This window comes from Dyella kyungheensis, from assembly GCF_049913195.1.
In the GTDB taxonomy this organism is placed as follows: Bacteria; Pseudomonadota; Gammaproteobacteria; order Xanthomonadales; family Rhodanobacteraceae; genus Dyella; species Dyella kyungheensis.
In genome coordinates this window covers 3,628,088-3,647,556 of the sequence record NZ_CP183983.1, presented here as the reverse complement: position 1 = coordinate 3,647,556, position 19,469 = coordinate 3,628,088, and the positions used below count along the sequence as shown (strand labels likewise).

14 protein-coding genes are annotated in these 19,469 nt (G+C 66.0%); 11 read left to right on the top strand and 3 right to left on the bottom strand.

Annotated features, from left to right (window positions below):
- Positions 1–132: 132 nt before the first annotated feature.
- The 6 genes from rplQ (at position 133) to ACN9MB_RS16470 (ending at position 6,821) form a co-directional block, all read left to right on the top strand.
- The gene (gene rplQ, locus ACN9MB_RS16495; protein ID WP_121881660.1) at positions 133–513 is read left to right on the top strand and encodes a 50S ribosomal protein L17; all 381 of its coding nucleotides are present in this window, start codon (positions 133–135) and stop codon (positions 511–513) included.
- A gap of 177 nt (positions 514–690) precedes the next feature.
- Positions 691–1,188, top strand: coding sequence for a disulfide bond formation protein B (locus ACN9MB_RS16490; RefSeq protein WP_426269628.1), 498 nt, complete (start codon positions 691–693; stop codon positions 1,186–1,188).
- Between the two features lie 15 nt (positions 1,189–1,203).
- Positions 1,204–2,589, top strand: a complete 1,386-nt coding sequence (locus ACN9MB_RS16485; RefSeq protein WP_239535121.1) for a class II 3-deoxy-7-phosphoheptulonate synthase — start codon at positions 1,204–1,206, stop codon at positions 2,587–2,589.
- A 251-nt stretch (positions 2,590–2,840) separates the two neighbouring features.
- Complete coding sequence (locus ACN9MB_RS16480; protein WP_426269627.1) at positions 2,841–4,475, top strand: MASE1 domain-containing protein; 1,635 nt, start codon at positions 2,841–2,843, stop codon at positions 4,473–4,475.
- Between the two features lie 307 nt (positions 4,476–4,782).
- Positions 4,783–5,541, top strand: coding sequence for a c-type cytochrome (locus ACN9MB_RS16475; protein WP_426269626.1), 759 nt, complete (start codon positions 4,783–4,785; stop codon positions 5,539–5,541).
- A complete protein-coding gene (locus ACN9MB_RS16470; protein WP_426269625.1) occupies positions 5,538–6,821 on the top strand; it encodes a c-type cytochrome in 1,284 nt (427 codons plus the stop codon). The genes ACN9MB_RS16475 and ACN9MB_RS16470 overlap by 4 nt, the downstream gene beginning before the upstream one ends.
- A 15-nt stretch (positions 6,822–6,836) precedes the next feature.
- On the opposite strand, the gene ACN9MB_RS16465 is transcribed toward ACN9MB_RS16470, so the two are convergent.
- Complete coding sequence (locus tag ACN9MB_RS16465; RefSeq protein ID WP_426269624.1) at positions 6,837–7,817, bottom strand: NAD-dependent epimerase/dehydratase family protein; 981 nt, start codon at positions 7,815–7,817, stop codon at positions 6,837–6,839.
- A gap of 90 nt (positions 7,818–7,907) precedes the next feature.
- Here ACN9MB_RS16465 and ACN9MB_RS16460 point away from each other — a divergent pair, with 90 nt between their 5' ends.
- Positions 7,908–8,801 carry a LysR family transcriptional regulator gene (locus ACN9MB_RS16460; protein WP_204634051.1) on the top strand — a complete coding sequence of 298 codons (894 nt, stop codon included), beginning with the start codon at positions 7,908–7,910 and terminating at the stop codon, positions 8,799–8,801.
- On the opposite strand, the gene ACN9MB_RS16455 is transcribed toward ACN9MB_RS16460, so the two are convergent.
- On the bottom strand, positions 8,798–9,295 hold the full coding sequence (locus ACN9MB_RS16455) for a mismatch-specific DNA-glycosylase (RefSeq protein WP_239535125.1): 498 nt from the start codon (positions 9,293–9,295) through the stop codon (positions 8,798–8,800). The genes ACN9MB_RS16460 and ACN9MB_RS16455 overlap by 4 nt on opposite strands.
- 158 nt (positions 9,296–9,453) lie before the next feature.
- Here ACN9MB_RS16455 and rng point away from each other — a divergent pair, with 158 nt between their 5' ends.
- Together rng and ACN9MB_RS16445 are read left to right on the top strand one after the other, a co-directional pair.
- Positions 9,454–10,950: a ribonuclease G gene (gene rng, locus ACN9MB_RS16450; protein WP_426269623.1), complete on the top strand. Its 1,497-nt coding sequence runs from the start codon at positions 9,454–9,456 to the stop codon at positions 10,948–10,950.
- Between the two features lie 36 nt (positions 10,951–10,986).
- Entirely contained in the window at positions 10,987–14,892 is a 3,906-nt protein-coding gene (locus ACN9MB_RS16445) for a YhdP family protein (RefSeq protein ID WP_426269622.1), read from the top strand.
- Positions 14,893–15,003: 111 nt separating this feature from the next.
- Here the strand turns inward: ACN9MB_RS16445 and ACN9MB_RS16440 are convergent, their stop codons facing one another.
- Entirely contained in the window at positions 15,004–16,209 is a 1,206-nt protein-coding gene (locus ACN9MB_RS16440) for a sterol desaturase family protein (RefSeq protein ID WP_426269621.1), read from the bottom strand.
- A 143-nt stretch (positions 16,210–16,352) separates the two neighbouring features.
- Between ACN9MB_RS16440 and tldD the strand changes: the two genes are divergently transcribed.
- Together tldD and ACN9MB_RS16430 are read left to right on the top strand one after the other, a co-directional pair.
- The gene (gene tldD / locus ACN9MB_RS16435) at positions 16,353–17,792 is read left to right on the top strand and encodes a metalloprotease TldD (RefSeq protein ID WP_426269620.1); all 1,440 of its coding nucleotides are present in this window, start codon (positions 16,353–16,355) and stop codon (positions 17,790–17,792) included.
- A 160-nt stretch (positions 17,793–17,952) separates the two neighbouring features.
- The gene (locus ACN9MB_RS16430; RefSeq protein ID WP_426269619.1) at positions 17,953–19,371 is read left to right on the top strand and encodes a YeiH family protein; all 1,419 of its coding nucleotides are present in this window, start codon (positions 17,953–17,955) and stop codon (positions 19,369–19,371) included.
- The last annotated feature ends 98 nt before the right edge of the window (positions 19,372–19,469 follow it).

Genomic DNA, 19,469 nt, shown 5'->3' with positions numbered 1-19,469 from the left:
CACCTGAAACGGCCAGCTTGGCCGTCTTGCTCAATAAGAGCCCGTAGTACCAAGGGCTTCATCAGCGGGTAACCGCGGGAAGTCGGACCTAACCGCCGGCTTTTCATAACAACAGACATAGAGAGTATTGCCATGCGCCACCAGAAATCCGGTCGCAAGCTCAACCGCACGAGCAGCCACCGCGAAGCCATGTTCAAGAACATGGCCGCGTCGCTGATCAAGCACGAGCTGATCCGCACCACCCTTCCCAAGGCGAAGGAACTCCGTCGCGTCGCCGAGCCGCTCATCACGCTCGCCAAGACCGATGGCGTTGCCAACCGTCGTCTCGCTTTCGCGCGTCTGCGCGACAAGCAGGCCGTCGGCAAGCTGTTCGTCGAACTGGGTCCGCGTTACCAGACCCGTCCCGGCGGCTACCTGCGCATCCTCAAGTGCGGCTTCCGCCCGGGCGACAACGCTCCGATGGCGTACGTCGAGCTGGTCGATCGCCCGCAGACGGACGAAGCTGCCGAGTAATCGGTCGCAACAAGCGTTTCGCAAAACCCCGGCAGGGCAACTTGCCGGGGTTTTTGCTTTATGGACATGCCTGCGGAAAGTTCCCCTATTTCCGTGCTGGCCCGAGCGATCCGGCAGGGCTGACACGGGCCAGGCAAGCGGGTAATGTCCGCTTTCGCATCGCAGCAAAGTCAGCCCATGAATCCTTTCCGCTGGTCGTATCGCGCCACTTATCTCGCCGGTTTCGTCGTCTGTGTCGCCCTGCTGGGCTTCGCGCTGTATGCCGAACACGTGCTCAACATGATCCCGTGTCCCTTGTGCATCTTTCAGCGCATCGCCTTCATGGTGATGGCGGTGTTTTTCCTGATCGGCGCGGTGCATGCGCCTCGCGGCGGAGCCCGCTGGATCTACGCGGGCGGCGTGCTGCTGGGCGCGCTGGGCGGCATCGCCACGGCAGGGCGCCATCTGTGGCTGCAGACGCTGCCGGCGGACGAGATTCCGGCCTGCGGCCCGAATCTCGGCTACATGATGGATACGTTCCCGTTCGCCAAGGTGCTAAAGCTGGTCTTCACCGGTTCGGGCGAGTGCGCCAAGCTGGAGCCGGTGCTTGGCCTGCCGATGCCGGCCTGGACGCTGATGTGGTATCTGCTGTTGGTGATCGCGGCGGTCTACGCCGCCACGCGCAAGCGTGCCTGAGCTGGTTGATGTCCTATGTCGCACCTGATGCCTGTTTCTCCCCATTCGCCGCACGACTCCGAAGGCTGGTCGCCGCAGAGTTGGCAGAGCCGGCAGGCGCTGCAGCAGCCGTTGTACGAAGACGCGGCCGAGCTGGCCACGGCTACGCAGCGGCTCGCGGCGCTGCCGCCGCTGGTGACTTCGTGGGAAGTCCTCTCGTTGAAGAAAGCGCTGGCCGAAGCCCAGGAGGGACAGCGGTTCCTGCTGCAGGGCGGTGATTGCGCCGAGAGTTTTGCCGACTGCACCAGCCCGATCATCTCCAACCGGCTCAAGGTGCTGCTGCAGATGAGCCTGGTGCTGGTGCACGGGCTCAAGAAGCCGGTGCTGCGCGTAGGCCGCTTCGCCGGGCAGTACGCCAAGCCGCGCTCAACCGACAACGAGACGCGCGATGGCGTGACCTTGCCCAGCTTTCGCGGCGATCTGGTCAATAGCCCCGAATTCACGCCCGAGGCCCGCCGTGCCGATCCGCAGCGGCTGATCCAGGCGCACGCGCATTCCGCGCTCACGATGAATTTCGTGCGCGCCTTGATCGATGGCGGTTTCGCCGATCTGCACCATCCCGAATACTGGGATCTGGCCTGGGTCGAGCATTCGCCGCTGGCGGCCGAATACCGCCGCATGGTCGCGGCCATCGGCGATTCGCTGCGCTTCATGGAGACGCTGGCCGGCCCCATTGCCGGGTTCTCGCGGGTGGATTTCTTCACCTCGCACGAAGCGCTGCTGCTGCATTACGAGCAGGCGCTGACGCGCCAGGTGCCCAGGCATCTGGGTTGGTTCAACCTGTCCACGCATTTCCCGTGGATCGGCATGCGCACGGCGGCGCTGGATGGCGCCCATGTCGAGTATTTCCGCGGCATCCGCAACCCGATCGCGGTGAAGGTGGGGCCGTCGGTGACGCCCGATCAGCTGCTGCCGCTGATCGATGCGCTCAATCCCGAGGACGAGCCGGGCCGCCTGACGCTGATCCACCGCATGGGCAACGGGCCGATCGGCAAGGCCTTGCCGCCCCTGCTCGAGGCCGTCAAACGAGAGGGGCGGCGGGTGTTGTGGGTAGCCGATCCGATGCATGGCAATACCGAAACCACCTCCAACGGCTACAAGACCCGCCGCTTCGACAACATCCGCGGTGAACTCGACCAGGCCTTCGACATCCACGCGGCCTGCGGCACGCGCCTGGGCGGCGTGCACCTGGAACTCACCGGCGAAGACGTGACCGAATGCATGGGCGGCGCCCGCGATCTCAATGAGGCGGATCTGGATCGGGCCTATAAATCCATGGTCGATCCTCGCCTCAACTACGAGCAGTCGCTGGAACTGGCGATGTTGATCGTGCGCAAATCCGTCGGCTCGTCGAACCGCTGATCAAAAAAGTTGTGAAAAAGAGCGTCCGGCGCCCGCGCCTGGCGCTCTTTTTGCACAGCTTAGGGGGAATCGCGACGCTGCCGCATTGCAGCGCGTTGCGCAGGGAGTTTCCTGCGACAATCGCAGCCACGCTGGCGGCGCGATGATGCCGGTCCTTGAAGGTACGGACCGGCCGGCGCGTTTCTAACACAGGGGTTCGGTTCGACTCGATGGTCACGGCAACGAAAGGACACAGCGACGCGTGGAAACGCGTGGCGTCCCATGCAGGTCTTCAACAGCTTGCCATCGTCATTGCCTATGCGGTGGGCGTGGTGTTGCTGAAGCAGGTGACGGCGTCCCACTGGAACCTGATCGCCGGCCTGCGCGTGCTTTGCCTGCTGCTGGTGCCGCGCCGCTACTGGGCGGCCATGGTGATCGGCGAAACGATCCCGCTGATCGGGCTGGGTTGGACCTACCACGACCGTTTTGGAACACTCTGGGCATGTTTGGTCACGGTGCCGCCGATATTGCTGACGGCGCCGGTGATCGCGTGGTGCCGGCGGCGCATGGCTTTGTTCGTCGATGGCCGCGTGAACATCACCGCATTGATGACCTGCATCTTTGCCGGCGCCCTCGTCAGCACCCTGGTCAACAGCGGGTCGTTCGCCACGATGACGTTTCGCCCCGACGAGACGCCGCATCCGCTCACCGTGCACACCGTGCTCGAATTTTTCCTCGGCAGTTACCTGGGTGCGCTGACGCTGGTGCCACCGGTTTTCGCCTGGCTCGGCTGGTCATCCCGCCAGCAGAGTGCCGCTGCCGTCTCGATGAGGAAGATCGCCATCGTCGACTGCCTTAAAGGCGTCGTACCGCCCTTGCTGATGCTGGCCTGGCTGGCGTTGACGAGTCATAGCGAAGAGGTGGTGGGAATTGCCCGCATGGCCATGTTCCTGCCGGTGGCGTGGCTTACGCTGCGCCTGGGCTGGCAGGGCGCCGCGATCGGCGGCCTGCTCGCCAGCGTGGCCGTCGAGCTCACCATGACGGTGGAGCGCGATCCCGCCGTGATGCAGGCGGAGGCGCTGATTGCGTTCGCGGTATCGAGCCTGATCCTGCTGGGCGCGCGGATGGCGACGAAGCCGGTCGGCGATCGTGCAGGCAGCGAGGCAGGCAGCGAGAGCCAACGCGGCTTCCTGTTGGCGCAGCAAGGCCTCTACCAGGAGGAACTGCGGCTGCGGCACGTGGCTGAATCGCTGGATCGTCTGGGCCAGTCGATGCGCGATGGCCAACATCGCATGATGGAACGCCTGCGGCCGGTACTGCCCGCCAGCATGGAAAACACCTATGCACGGCATCTCGACCTCACCCAGATGGAAATGCGGCGTCTGGCCGATGCCTTGCATCCGCGCGCCTGGCGCGAGCATGGGCTGGCAGCGACCTTCGAAAGCGGTCCGTTGTCGAAGGCCGCCTCGCTGGTGGGCGCGGCTTACCGCTGCACGTTGACCGGCACGGGTCTCAACCTGTTGGCGCCGGATGTCCACATGATGTTGTACCGGCAGGCCTGCGAGGTGTTGGTCTACATGCTGGCGCGCGAGCCGATGAAGCGCATCCGCGTGCATATCCGCGGTGGCAGCTCGCATGGCAGGCGCTGGGTGGTGTTGCGCATGACGGCCGTGCGCTCGGCGCCCGCGTTGCGCGGCAAACCGGTGCCGGAATGGCGCCAGTTGGTTTCGCTGCTCGGCACCAACGGGCAGGGCATGAGCACGGTGCGCGAACGCGCGCAGATTTACGGCGGTGTAGTGCACGAGCGCGAGAACGAACAGCACCTGGGCGTCACCTTGCTGTTGCACGACGCGCTGCGCGCCGACGCGCCGGAAATGTCGCCGACGGCACGAGCCGTTTCGGCCTGAGCGCTGTCGTGCCGAACGCTTGCCTGGGGGAGCGCACCTTGTGCGCGATAGTCACGCGTGGGTGTATCGCTCCGTCGGTTTGTCGCGCACAGGGTGCGCTCCCACAGTAGATCTGCAGCTCTTGCGGGTATTCCCTCACGGTGAAGCCGACCCCCCGCATCAACATCAAAGTCGTGCGGCATGATGTCGCTAAGTGGGATCGACCGGGCCTCGGCCTCCGCGCCCTCGTCACGCGCGCCTATAATCGGCCATCGTTCCGGCGCGACCGAAACCCATCGCAGCGCCATCACGCGTAGGTCGGGGAATCATGACAACCCATGCAGCGAAGTGGTCGCAGGCCGGGCGCGTTCTGGGCGCATGGCTCGTGCTGGTTTTGATGGCGCAGGTCGGCAATGCCCGCGCGCAGGACGCCGCGCATCCGGTCATTCCCGACACCTTGCAGCAGCGCATTGCAGCATGCACTGCGTGTCACGGCACGCACGGCGAAGGCACGCCGGAAAGCGGCTTCTTTCCCCGGCTTGCGGGCAAGCCGGCCGGCTATCTCGCACGCCAGTTGCAGGACTTCCAGGACGGCCTGCGCAAATACGGCCCGATGGAATACACCGTGCGGCCGCTGAGCCCCGACTACATGCGCGAGATCGCCGAGTATTTCGCCGCGCAGGAGGTGCCCTACGCGCGATCGCCCGTGCCCACGATCTCTGCGGAAACGCGCCAGCGCGGCGAAACCCTGGTGATGCACGGCGATCCGTCGCGACAGATTCCCCCGTGTCAGGCCTGTCACGGCACCCAGCTCACTGGTGTGCAACCGGATATTCCGGGCCTGGTCGGTTTGCCGTACGACTACGTCAGTTCTCAGCTGGGTTCGTGGCGCACGAAGACGCGCGCCACGGTGGCGCCCGATTGCATGGCCGAGATCGCCAATCGCCTGAGCGAATCGGACATCACCGCTGTCTCGGCGTGGCTGGCCACGCGTGAGTTGCCTGCCGACATGCACGCGCAGCCTGCCGGCAGCGTGACGCCGCCGCTGCATTGCGGTGTGCTCGGCAACAAGGGAGACGGCGTATGAAGCGCATCGCGATCGTCGTCATCGTCGTATTGCTTGCTGCCGGCGGCTGGTGGTGGTTCCACAATGAAGCGAAGGCACCGGTAGCGCGCTCCGCCAGCGAAGTGAATGCGGCGGCATTGAAGGATCCGGCGCTTATCGCGAAAGGCGAATACCTCGCCATCGTGGGCGACTGCGCGTCATGCCATACCAGCCAGGGCGGCGTCCGTTACGCCGGTGGACGTGTGTTGCCCACGCCGTTCGGCAATATCCCGTCGCCCAATATCACCCCCGATCGCGAGACCGGTCTGGGCGACTGGAGCTTCGAGGATTTCTGGCAGGCGTTGCATGCCGGCAAGGGACGCCACGGCGAGTTTCTCTATCCGGTGTTCTCGTACACCTCGTTCACCAAGGTGTCGCGCGACGATGCGCTGGCGATGTTCGCCTACCTGCAATCGCTGGCGCCGGTGCATGCGCCGTCGCTGCAGCCGTCGCTGGAGTTTCCCTATAGCGTGCGCAGCAGTTTGAAGGCGTGGCGCGCGCTGTATTTCCACGAAGGCGAGTTCCAGCGCGATGCATCGAAGTCCGATGCATGGAATCGCGGTGCCTACCTGGTGCAAGGCCTTGGCCATTGCAACGAGTGCCACGCGCCGCGCGACTCGCTCGGCGGACAGGAGGGCAAGGCCTCGCTCGCCGGAGGACAGATCCCCGCGCAGAACTGGTACGCCCCCGATCTGAGCACGCAGGCCAACGGCGGTCTGGCCGGTTGGAGCGAGCAGGACATCGTCGATCTGTTGAAGACGGGACAATCGGCACGCGGCACCGCATTCGGACCGATGGCCGACGTGGTGACGCAGAGCACGCAGCACCTGCACGAGGACGATCTGCGCGCCATCGCCGTCTATTTGCAATCGTTGCCCGCACGGCCCGCGAACGCACCGGAGAACTCGCCGCTCGACACGCGCCCGATCATGGCGCAGGGTGCCAAGGTCTACGGCGAACGTTGCGCGGATTGCCACGGCAAGGACGGCAACGGCGTGGCAGGCGTCTATCCGCCGCTCAACGGCAATTCGTCGGTGAACGAGCCGACTGGCATCAATGCGATGCGGGTGATCCTGCTGGGCGGCTTTGCGCCGGTGACGCACGGCAATCCGCGCCCTTATTCGATGCCGCCGTTTGCGCAACAACTGAGCGACGCCGATGTCGCTGCGGTGGTGACCTACATCCGCCGTTCGTGGACGAACACGGCGTCGGTGGTGTTGGAGCGCGACGTGGTCAAGTATCGCCACACGCCGATCGACTGATCGGCGTGATGTGCGTTACGCCGTCAGCAGCGCGTGTTCGGACGCTGCGGCGATGCAGCCGGCGCCGATGAGCGACGCGCGCACCGCCTGATCGATCGGCGTGTAGATGTCCCCGCCGAGAAACGCCTTGAGCTTGCGATCGTCGAGTTGCACCGGCTTGCGCCACAGGTAGCGCATCTTGCAGAGCTCGCGCATGGTTTCGTTGAACGGCGACATCAGCTGCGCCAGCCACCAGGGAAAGCGTGCCGCCTTGATGCTGTCGTCGCCGCTGCCACGACGCACGGCATCGAGCATCGCCTGGCCATCGGCCCAATAGCCGCCGAAGTGAAAACGTTCGAAGCGCGCCAGCTCCTTTTCGCGATCCAACAGCCGCGCCAAGGTCTCCGCCACGTCCGGCAGGTAGGCCCAGCTGTGGCCGATGGCGTAGTCGCCGGGGTAGCTCAGGCGCTTCACCGGTTTGCCGGCCTGCATCAGCCCCTGCGCAAACCAGTTGTTGCCTGGGCGCGGGCCGAAGAAATCGCCGCAGCGGAGCACGAGTACGCGCACACCGGCTTCGGATGCCGCCTGCAGGCGCTGCTCCATCGCCACGCGGATCTCGCCCTTGCGCGTTTGCGGGTGCTGCGGCGCATCCTCGCGAAGCAGCGGGAAGGCGTCCGGTCCGTAGTTGTAGACCGTGCCGGGCAGCACGATGCGGGCACCGTGGACGCGGGCGGCGGCGATGGTGTTGTCGATCATCGGCAGCACCAGCCGGTCCCATCCACGGTAGCCCGGCGGATTCACGGCATGGACGATGACGTCCACACCGGTGGCGGCCGCGGCCACGTCGGCGCAATGCATGGCATCGCCGATGCGCCAGTCGATACCGTGCTGTTCGCCCTCGGGAGCCCGGCGGACCAGGGCGCGTACCTGCCAGCCGTGCCTCAGCAGGGCGCTGCAGGTTTCCTGGCCGATGCCGCCGTTGGCACCGACCACCAAAGCCGTTCGCTGGGTCTGCATGACGAATCCTCGTTGGGAAGGACTCCAGCTTGCAGTGCGGGTAGATGAATGAAAATTGCCCAGGGATGAAGATCTGCTATACAAATATGCATGGCCGACATCGAACCCGCCTGGGAGCTCTACCGATCCTTTCTCGCCGTGATGCGCGAGGGCAGCCTGTCCGGCGCGGCGCGGGCCTTGGGCATGACCCAGCCCAGCCTGGGCCGGCATATGCGCGAACTGGAATCCGCGCTCGGGGCCGTCCTGTTTGCCCGTTCGCCGCAGGGCCTGGAGCCTACCGAGCTGGCGCGGGAGCTGGTGCCGCACGCGCAGGCCATGGCGTCGGCATCCGCCGCGTTGCGACGGACCGCCTCGGCCGGGCGGGAAGAGGTCAGCGGCACCGTGCGATTGACCGCCAGCGAGGTGATCGGCGCCGAAGTGTTGCCGTCCATCCTCACAGAATTTCGCGAACGCCATCCGGGCATCGTGATCGAGCTGGCGCCATCCAATGTCGCGGCGGACCTGCTGCGGCGCGACGCCGACATCGCCATCCGCATGCACCAGCCGACCCAGGAGGCCTTGATCGCCCGTCATGTGGGCCGGGTGGAACTGGGCATGTTCGCCCATCGACGCTATCTGGACGCCCACGGCCAGCCGCAGACGCTGGCCGAGCTGAGCGGGCATGCCCTGATCGGCTTCGATACCGAAAAGCCCTTCATCAGGCGCCTGCGCCCGCAGGGGCTGCCCTATACACGCGAGCAGTTTGCCCTGCGCACGGACAGCGACCTGGCTGCCCTGGCCGCGATCCGCGCCGGTTTCGGCATCGGCATCGCGCAGGTCAACCTGATGCGCCGCGATCCGCTGCTGGTGCGCCTGTTTCCCGCGGAAGTGTCGCTGGCGCTGGAAACCTGGGTGGTCATGCACGAAGACCTGCGTCCGAGCCTGCGCGTCCGCCGGCTGTTCGATCATCTCGCCGCGGCGCTGGAGCGCTACGCGCGCGCCTAGCTCGCCCGCACCAGCGCGGCCAGCGCCTGCCAGTGGGCGACATCCCAATGCCCGCGAGCCTGCCCGGAAGGCGAGGGCAGCACGAACAAGCGGGTGTCTCCGATGCGCTCTTCCTGCAGCCCGTAGCCGGCGCTCCGGCCGAGCGCCGCGCGCGCGGCGGCCTTGCTGGTGAAGGCCAGCAGGCGTGGCGCGTGGCGCTCGATGCGTTCGCGCAGCGCGGCGACGTCGAACGCATCGCGCGGCAGTTCGTCGTCGTTGCCCATGTGGTGCTTGGCCAGGTCGGTCAGGCCGATGCCGAGGGCGGGCAGCTGCGGAAATTCGGCGGGCGCGAACAGCCGGGGCGTCAGCGCCACGGTGTGCAGCGTGCGCCAGAACAGGTTACCGGGATGTGCGTAGTAGGCGCCTTGCTCAGCGGAGCGGCGGCCGGCAGCGGTGCCGCAGAACACCAGGGCAAGGCCGGGTTGGAGCACATCGGGGAGAATCGGCGGGCGCATTCCCGCAAGCATAGATGGAACACTCGCCAGTACACCAAATCCCGTGATGTGCGTGTCGGTTGGCGACCTTGGCGAGCCGATGCGTCACGGCCTGTTTCACGCATCGACAGTGTGCGCGTACAGCCGCTATAAAGATCGCCCACGCATTGGAGTCACCGGTGAGCGAAGAAATCCTGATCAACGTGACCCCACGCGAGACGCGCGTCGGCGTGGTCGAAAACGGCATGTTGCAGGAGGTGCACGTCGAGCGGGCCTCCCGCCGAGGCTATGTGGGCAATGTGTACAAGGGGCGCGTGCAGCGCGTGATGCCCGGCATGCAGGCGGTCTTCGTCGATATCGGGCTGGAACGGGCGGCCTTCCTGCACGCCTCCGACATCGTGCGGCCCCCGCCGCCGCCCAGCGCGGAAGGGGCGGAAGTCAGCCCGGGCCCCGGCAACGGCCATACGCCCTCGATCAGCGAACTGGTGCACGAAGGCCAGGAAATCGTGGTGCAGGTGGTGAAGGACCCGATCGGCACCAAGGGCGCGCGGCTGTCCACCCACCTGTCGATCCCTTCCCGCTACCTCGTGCTGCTGCCGCAGGCGCGCACGCTGGGCATCTCGGCCCGCATCGAGGAGGAGGCCGAACGCCAACGCCTGAAGGAAGTGCTCGGCTCGTTGATCGGCGAAGAGGGCACCCGGCTCGGCTATATCGTGCGCACCAATGCGGAAGGGCAGACGGCCGAATCGCTGGCCTTCGACGTCACCTACCTGGGCAAGGTGTGGCGCGTGGTGCAGGAGAACATCGCCAAGGCCAAGGTCGGCGAGCGCGTGTACGAGGAGCTGTCGTTGCCGCTGCGCAGCCTGCGCGACATGCTCAACGACGACATCGAAAAAGTACGCGTCGATTCGCGCGAGACCTTCGACAAGGTCGTGAAGTTCGTGCACAAGTTCATGCCGCAGCTGGACGACCGCATCGAGCACTACTCCGGCGAACGCCCCATCTTCGACCTGTACGGCGTGGAAGACGAAATCCAGCGCGCGCTGAAGAAGGAGGTGCCGCTCAAGTCCGGCGGCTACCTCATCGTCGACCAGACCGAGGCGATGACCACCATCGATGTGAATACCGGTGGCTACGTCGGTACGCGAAATCTCGAGGAAACCGTTTACCGGACCAACCTAGAAGCCGCGCAAGCCGCGGCACGCCAGCTCCGGCTACGCAACCTAGGCGGCATCATCATCATCGACTTCATCGACATGACGGACGAGGAACACCGTCGGCAGGTGCTGCGCATGCTCGAAAAGGGCCTGCTGCGCGACCACGCCAAGACCACGGTGTATCCGATGTCGGCCCTGGGCCTGGTGGAAATGACGCGCAAGCGCACCACCGAAAGCCTGGAACGCCAGCTGTGCGAACCCTGTCCGGCCTGCAGCGGACGCGGCACCCTCAAGACCGCCGAAACGGTGACCTACGAGATCTTCCGCGAGATCACCCGGGCCGTGCGCCAGTTCAATACCGAAAAACTACTGGTGATGGCCAGCCCGAGCGTGGTCGGACGGATCCTGGAAGAAGAGTCCGTGGCGGTGGCCGAATTGGAAGAGTTCATCTCCAAAAGCATACGCTTTCAGGCCGAGGAGCATTATTCGCAGGAACAGTTCGATGTGGTTCTTCTGTAAGACGCGCCGCCCTCCGCTTCGCGTCGCGAGCCGGTCGTGAGCACACCCTGGTTGCATCGAACCCACTTCTGCGCCCGGGCCCTGGCCTGGGTCGCGGGCGTGGCCGTGATTTCGCTGGCCGTGCTGATCGGACTGGGCCAGCTGCTGTTGCCGTTGCTGGCGCACCACCCCCAGTGGGTGGAGGCGCAGCTGGCGACCCGGTTGCACCGTCCGGTGACGTTCGAATCGATGGAAGGCCGCTGGCAGCCCAGCGGTCCGTTGTTCATCATGCGCGGCGTCACCGTGGGCTCGGGCGATGGCGGCACGCCGCTGCACATCCCCGAAGCGGAACTCAAGCTCGATCCGGGCGGCCTGCTGCTGCCATCGCGGCATCTGGTGAACCTGCATGCGCGTGGCCTGCAGTTCGACCTCAGTCGCGACAAGGACGGCACCTGGCACGTCAACGGCATTGGCCTGGCCGGTGGCGATGAGCGTCAGAAGCCCGGCTTCAATCAGCTGTCGGTCGGCCTGTCGCTCACCGACACGCGGCTGGACATCACCGACAACCGCATCAACCGGCACTTCACCTTGCTCGCCGATCAATTGCGCCTGAGCCGGCAGGGCAGCCGCATCCGCGTGGGCGCCTTGTTGCGTCGCGAGGGTGCGCCGGGACAAGTGCGCGGCGCCGGCAATTTCAGCGAGGATGGCGCGGACGGCAAGGTGTGGATCAGCGGCAGCGATCTCGACCTGCATGCCATGTCCAGCGGTATCGATATGGCCGGCTATACGGCCGACAGCGGCAGCGGTTCGTTCGAGAGCTGGCTCGATTGGCGCGATGCGCGCGTGGTGCGCAGCCTTACCCGGTTCCATCTGCGCGACCTCAAGCTGGGCAATCCCGACGGCGCCACCGCCAGCGCGGAAGGGCTGGCCGGACTGGCTGAAGTCACCATCGGCAAGGACGGCTACACCGTGCGCTGGGCGGCCGACGACGGCGGCATCGCGGTGGCGTCGCTGAAGGACATGAGCACGGACCAGGCCAGCGTGGATGTCGCCGCCCGCAATCTGCAACTGGCGCCGCTGGTGCCGTGGCTGGCGCTCAAGCCGCAGCTTTCCGCGGGGCTGGCGCAGTGGGTAGGCACCGGCAAGCCGCGTGGCCAGATCACCCAGGCGCATCTGGGCTGGAATCATGCCGAGGGCCTGCACGTGCTCGACGCCGCCTTCGCCGGTGTCGCCATCAACCCGGTCGGCAAGCTGCCCGGGATCGACGGCGTGTACGGCGAATTGCGCGGCGACGCACAGGCGATGGTGTTGTCGTTGCCGGCGCAGGCCACCGTGCTGCGCTTCCCGCACACCTTCCGCGAACCGTTCGCGATGTCCCGGCTCGGCGGCGACGTCGCGTTCTGGCACGACGACGATGCCTGGCACATCGCCACCGAGGCGTTCGATTTCGAAGGCGCGGGCTTTGGCGGCGAGGCACGCGGCGACGTGGCCTTGCCCAACGCGGGCGGCCGTCCGTTCCTCGATCTGTACGCGCGGGTCAACCATGCCGAGGTGGTCGCGGCCAAGCTGTTCTGGCCGGTGGACTCGATGTCGCCGGCGGCGGTGCAGTGGCTCGATCAGGCGCTGCTGGGCGGCAAGCTGGATCATGCCGATGTGCTGGTGCGTGGCGACCTGAAGGATTGGCCGTTCCACCACAACGAGGGACGCTTCGAGGCGCGCGCCGAGCTCAGCGGCCTGGAGCTGAAATACGGCAGGGATTGGCCCAATGCGCAGAACGTCAGCGCGGTCGCCAACTTCATCAACAGCGGCATGCTGGTGGAGGCGAGCGCGGGCGAATCGCTGGGCAACAAGGTCGAGCGTGCGGTGGCCCTGATTCCGGAATTCGGCCAGACCGTGCTCGACCTCAACGTGGCCGGCAACGGCACCGGTGCCAGCATGCTCGACTTCGTGCAGCACAGCCCGATCGGCATGCACCACGCGGACATCATCTCCAAGCTGCATTTGGGCGGCACCGGCGCGTTCGATTTCCATCTGTCGCTGCCGGTGGCCGACGCCAGCAATCTGATCCTGGATGGCCGCGCGCAATTGAAGGACATGGACTTCGATGCGCCGGAATGGAATCTCAAGCTCGACAAGCTCACCGGTCCGGCCACCTTCGACAAGGCCGGTTTCCATGCCGGACCGCTCGACACCAGCTTCCGCGGTCAGCCGTCCAAACTGGATCTGGCCATCGCCGGTGCCACCGGACAACCCAATACGATGCTGTCGGCAAAACTGGCCGGCCGTTTCAGCATGGCCGAGCTCACCCAAGGCTACAAACAGCTCGACTGGCTGAACCAGGTGGCCGGTGGGCGCAGCGATTTCACGGTGGGTTTCAGCATCGTCAACACACCGGGATCGGCGGCGAGCACGCAACAGCTGACCGTGGATTCCATGCTCAATGGCATGACGCTCGATTTCCCGGCACCGCTGAAGAAGTCCGCGGACGGAACGCTGCCACTGCACCTGGACATGAACCTGCCCATGCAAGGCAGCGACGTGCAGCTCAGCGTGGGACAAGTGGTACGCGCACGCATGCGGCTGCCGCAGAACGACAGTCAGTCGCTTGCCGCCACCTTCGTGTTCGGCACCAAGGCGCCCGACGCGGTACCCGACAAAGGCATCCGCATTCGCGGCCGTCCGGCCAAGCTCGATGTGACAGGCTGGACGCAATACGCAGCCTCAGGCAGCAGCGCCAACGGCCCCGGTCTGGAAAGCATCGACGTGACGGCGGAGCAGGCGATGGTGTTTGGCCATCCATTTGCCGACATGCATCTGCTCGCCACGTCGCAGCCTGATGGCTTGGTCGTGGACGTCGACAGCGCCGCGCTGGCGGGACGTTTCAATGTTCCGCTGGGCGACCTCAGCCGTCGTGGCGTCACCGCTCGCCTGCAGCGTCTGTACTGGCCCAAGGACGTCGCCGTGCCCAAGAAGGGCGCGGCGGGCACTGCGGACGTGGCCTCGGCGCAAAGCGCCGCCGCGCAACTGGCCGCCAGCGTGGCCACGCCGCCGCCCAATCCGGCCGCCACCGGCATCACGCCATCGGCTTTGCCGCCGTTCCATCTATGGGTGAGCGACCTGCGCTTTGGCGATTCCAAGCTGGGCGACGCGCGGCTGGAAACCTGGCCGACCGATCGCGGCATGCACATCGACCAGTTGCGTACCTTGTCGCACGGCGTGCAGATCAACGGCGTCGGCGACTGGAACGGCTCCGCCACCGACAGCCACTCGCACATGCGTTTCGATTTCGCCGCCGACAATCTCGGCGAGATGCTGGGTGCCTTCGGTTACGAAGGTTTGCTGGCGGGCGGCAAAGTGCGCGCGCAGCTCGATGCGAGTTGGCCCGGTGCGCCTTCGGCGATGGACCTGGGCAATATGGACGGCAAGCTCAGCATCAACATCACCGACGGCCGCATGCCGGAAGTGACGCCGGGCGTGGCGCGCCTGTTCGGTCTGGTGTCGGTGCTCGAATTGCCGCGCCGCCTGTCGTTCGATTTCGGCGATGTGTTCGGCAAGGGACTCGCCTTCGATGCGATCGTCGGCGACTTCAAGCTGGGCGATGGCAATGCGACCACCGACAATCTGCAGATCCGCAGCCCCGCGGCGGAGATTTCCATCACCGGTCGCACCGGTGTGCGTGCCAAGGATTACGACATGCAGGTGCTGGCGATCCCGCACGCCGGCAACAGCCTGCCGGTGCTCGGCGCGTTTGTCGGCGGACCCATCGGCATCGCGGCGGGCTTCGTGGCGCAGGGGGTGCTGGGCCACGGCATCAACCGCTTCGCCAGCGCCCGCTACAAGATCACCGGGAGTTGGGACAAGCCGACCATCACCTTGATCGAGAAGAAGGATGTGCCGGTGCCGCCGGCGGTGGTGGCGCCGGAAAGCGCGACTTCGCCGGCGCCGGCCAGCAGCACCCGCTGACCTGTCCTCAGAAAATGTAGGAGCGCAGCCTGTGCGCGACCACGGCACCGTTGAAGATATCCACGCGGCAAACCTGGCGGTCGCGCACAGGGTGCGCTCCTACAGAGTTGGTCAGGTTTCGGGAGTTTGAGGCTTGGTGCTGCCGCGGAACGGAAACAGCTGCTGGCGGATGAAACCATCGGGCATGTAATCGCCCACCACGCCGTAGTGCTCCGGGAATTTCTTGGTCGACTTCACCGCGGTACCGAACAGGTAGTCGAGAAACGCGTAGTGCGCGGCGTAATTCTTGTCGATTGCTTCGTCGTCGGAAGCGTGGTGCCAGTGATGGAAGTCCGGCGTCACGATCACATACTTCAGCGGTCCCCACGGCAGGTGCACGTTGGCGTGGTTGAACACGGCCTGGAAGCCGACCACGATGATGTACGCATTCATCACGCCCTCGCTGAAACCGAGGATATACAGCGGCGCCAGCACGGCGACGCGGGTGACGATCAACTCCAGCATGTGCTGGCGCGAACCGGCCAGCCAGTCCATCGTCTTCACCGAATGATGCACGGCGTGGAAGCGCCACAGGAACGGCACCTCGTGATACGCGCGATGCGTCCAGTACTGCGCCAGGTCGGCCACCAGGATGCACACCAGCAGCTGCGGCACGAACGGCGTGTGCTGCACGAATTGCTGGAAGTCGCTGCGCACCAGCCAGCCGAACAGGTGATGCAGCAGGAAGTTCACCACCAGCAACGCCAGGCCCACGATGAAGTGGTTCACCGCGAAGTGCTTCAGGTCGGTCTGCCACTCCTTGCGGAACAGCGTCTGGCCCTTGTACAGCGGAAACAGCTTTTCGATCACCACGAACACCAGCGTGGAACCGAGCAGGTCGAGGATGAACCAGTCCAACCCGATATAAGGCGTGTGGTCTGGAAAGTCGCCCACCGGCACGCGTGAGCCGCCCAGCGCGGTCGCCGCTATCACCAGCGCGAACGCCACCATGCTGAGGCGGCGCGCGCGGCCAAGGATGATGTTGGCCAGCGACATGCCGCCGGCCACCAGCAGGGCGGCCAGCAGCAGCTGGCGCAACACGTCGACCGAGTACTGGTGGCGCAGGTCCGGCGTGGTCAGGTATTGGGGGAAGTGGAAGGCCAGCACCGCCAGCAGGCTCAGGAAGCCCAGCGACAGCGCGATGATGCTGCTCACCATGCCCTGGCCCGGCTTGAGCTCGCCGTCCTTGTGCAGCAGCTCGCGGGCCTCCTCGATGGGCGCCTTGATGGTGCGGTCGATCACTTTGTGGGCCAGCGGCTGCCGGGGTGTCTCGCTCATACGTGTTCCTTCACATGCGCGTCATCGGTGGATGGCGGCATCGTAGCGGTTCCCCCGGCCCGGCTCTATCGGACGAGGCTTTAAACGCCCGGCTGATGGCCCCAACTTGCTAAAGTCCCCTTTTTGAACATGGCACTGACTTCATGGATTCCCTGATCGCGCTGGCGGAACGTCGCCTGCTGTCGCCGGGCGGCCTGGCCGCCACCGACCTCGACCGCGTCTTCAACCAGCTGATGGGCCCCTCCATCGACGCCGCCGACCTGTATTTCCAGCATTCGCGCAGCGAGTCCTGGGTTCTGGAGGAAGGCATCGTCAAGGACGGCAGCCATTCCATCGAGCAGGGCGTCGGCGTGCGCGCGATCAGCGGCGAGAAGACCGGCTTCGCCTATTCCGACGAAATCGTGCTGCCGCAGCTGTTGGAGGCCTCCAAGGCCGCCCGTGCCATCGCCCACGGCGGCAACGGCGCCGGCAAGCCGCTGGCGCTGAACGGCGCCCGCCAGCTGTATCCGGCCATCGATCCGGTCGAAAGCCTGCCCAATCCCGACAAGATCGCCCTGCTGCGCGAAGTGGACGCCTATGCGCGCTCCCGCGATTCGCGCGTCAAGCAGGTGATCGTGAGCCTTGCCGCCACCATGGACACCGTGCTGGTGGCCGCTTCCGACGGCACGCTGGCTGCCGACGTGCGCCCGCTGGTGCGCCTCAACGTGACCGTGATCGCCGAGCAGAACGGCCGCCGCGAGCAGGGCAGTGCCGGCGGCGGTGGCCGCTACGGCTATCGCGAGCTGATCGACAACGGCCGTGCCATGGCCTTTGCCGATGAAGCCGTCCGTGGCGCGCTGGTCAACCTCGAAGCCGTCGACGCGCCGGCCGGCAGCATGCCGGTGGTGCTCGGCCCCGGCTGGCCGGGCGTGTTGCTGCACGAGGCGATCGGCCACGGCCTGGAAGGCGACTTCAATCGCAAGGGCAGCTCCGCCTTCGCCGGCCGCATCGGCCAGCGCGTGGCCGCACCGGGCGTCACCGTGGTGGACGACGGCACGCTCGCCGGTCGCCGTGGCTCGCTCAGCGTGGACGACGAAGGCACGCCCACCGAATGCACCACGCTGATCGAGGACGGCATCCTCAAGGGCTACATGCAGGACAAGCTCAACGCCCGCCTGATGGGCATGGCGCCCACCGGCAACGGCCGCCGCGAATCGTTCGCGCAGCTGCCGATGCCGCGCATGACCAACACCTACATGCTCGCCGGCCAGCACGATCCGCAGGAAATCATCCGCTCGGTGAAGAAGGGCCTGTACGCCGTGAACTTCGGCGGCGGCCAGGTCGACATCACCAACGGCAAGTTCGTGTTCTCCGCCAGCGAGGCCTACCTGATCGAAGACGGCAAGGTCACCCGTCCGGTGAAGGGCGCCACCCTGATCGGCTCCGGCCCCGACGTGCTCACCCGCGTCTCCATGATCGGCAACGACCTCGCCCTCGACGAAGGCGTGGGCGTCTGCGGCAAGGATGGCCAGAGCGTGCCGGTAGGCGTGGGCCAGCCGACGCTGAAGGTGGATGCGATGACGGTGGGTGGCACGGCGTCCTGATGTCGCTGGGCGTGGCCGTTCGCGCCGGGCTATATCCATAGAACAAAAGCTCATTTCGCTTTGACCCAGGCCGCAGCGGACAGTGTCCGCTGCGGCCTTTTCCGTTGGCCGCCTGGACGTCTGGACGTCCGGTCATCTTGCGGCGATGAGGGGCGTGGCGATGAGCGAAGCGACGGGTGTGCTACCGGGTCAGGCCGGTGCGAAAGCGGCCGCCGCGCGCTCGACGCGGTGGGGCGCCTTTGCCAACGAGGACTGGTGGTCGGTGTGGATCGGCCTGCTGGTCATCGTGGTGGCGTGGGCCTTGTTCGCCAACGGCAGCAGCCTGAAATGGCTGGCGGTGGCGCCGGCCAAGTGGAAGACGTTGGCGGAAGCGTGGCAGGGCATCGTCTCGCACGGCCCGAACTATCTCGCGCTGTTCGCCGCGTTCGCGCTGCTGTTCGGCACCGGACTGGCGGTGCTGGGGCATTCGCTGGCGCGCTTTCTATCGGCGTTCGCGATCCTGTTCGTGGTGTCGCTGCTGATCTTCACCGCTTCCGCTTGGGTCGAGGCTTCGCGCTACAACCTCGAGGCGCCGTTGCTCGCCCTGGGGCTGGGCCTGGTTGTATCCAACACGGTGAAGCTGCCTGACTGGTTCCAGTCGGGATTGCGGGTGGAGTTCTACATCAAGGTCGGCATCGTGCTGTTGGGCGCGACCTTGCCGCTCACCTTGCTGGTGTGGGCCGGTCCGGTGGCGGTGGGGCAGGCGACCATCGTTTCGCTTGCCACGTTCTTCACCATCTTCCTCGTTGCCAAGGCGCTGGGGCTGGACCGGCGTTTTGCCGCGGTGCTTGGCGTGGGCGGCGCGGTGTGCGGCGTGTCCGCGGCGATTGCCAGCGGCGGTGCCGTGCGCGCACGGCGCGAGGATACGTCGGTGGCGATCACCCTGGTGGTGGTATGGGCCATCGTGATGATCTTCGTGTTGCCGTTCGCATCGAAGGCACTGGGTTTGTCGACGGCAGTGGCGGGTGCATGGATCGGCACCTCCGAATTCGCCGATGCCGCGGGTGTGGCGGCGGCGCAGGCTTACGGCGATGCCGCACGCAACGCGGGCGGCGCCATTGCGGGTGCGCCGGATGCTGCCGTGCAGGCGTTCACGCTGATGAAAGTCGTGGGGCGCGATATCTGGATCGGCATCTGGGCATTCGCGCTGGCCTGGATAGCCACCACGCGCTGGAACACTTCGGAGGGCGGCGTGCAGGCCAAAGCGGATGTACGCGAAATCTGGGCGCGCTTTCCGAAATTCGTGTTCGGCTTCGTGTTGGCGTCGGCGCTGGTGACCTGGATTGCCAGCCACTATTCGCTGGCCGATTACCGCAAGATCGTCACGCCCGATCTGGTCGCGCCGATCAGCACGCTGCGCACCTGGGCGTTCACCTTCTGCTTCCTCAGCATCGGCCTGACCACACGGCTGCGTTCGCTGGCGGGCACCGGCTGGCGGCCGTGGCTGGCGTTCACCGCGGGCGTGGTGGTGAACATCATCATCGGCTACGTGCTGTCGGTGCACGTGTTCGCGGTTTACTGGAATGGCCTGGGCGGATGAACCTTCCCGCGCCCGTCGCGCGCTGCGAGCATTGCCGCCATCGCCGCGATGATCCGCGCGAGACGGAACGGCGCGTGCCGGGCTTGACCTCGTTTGGT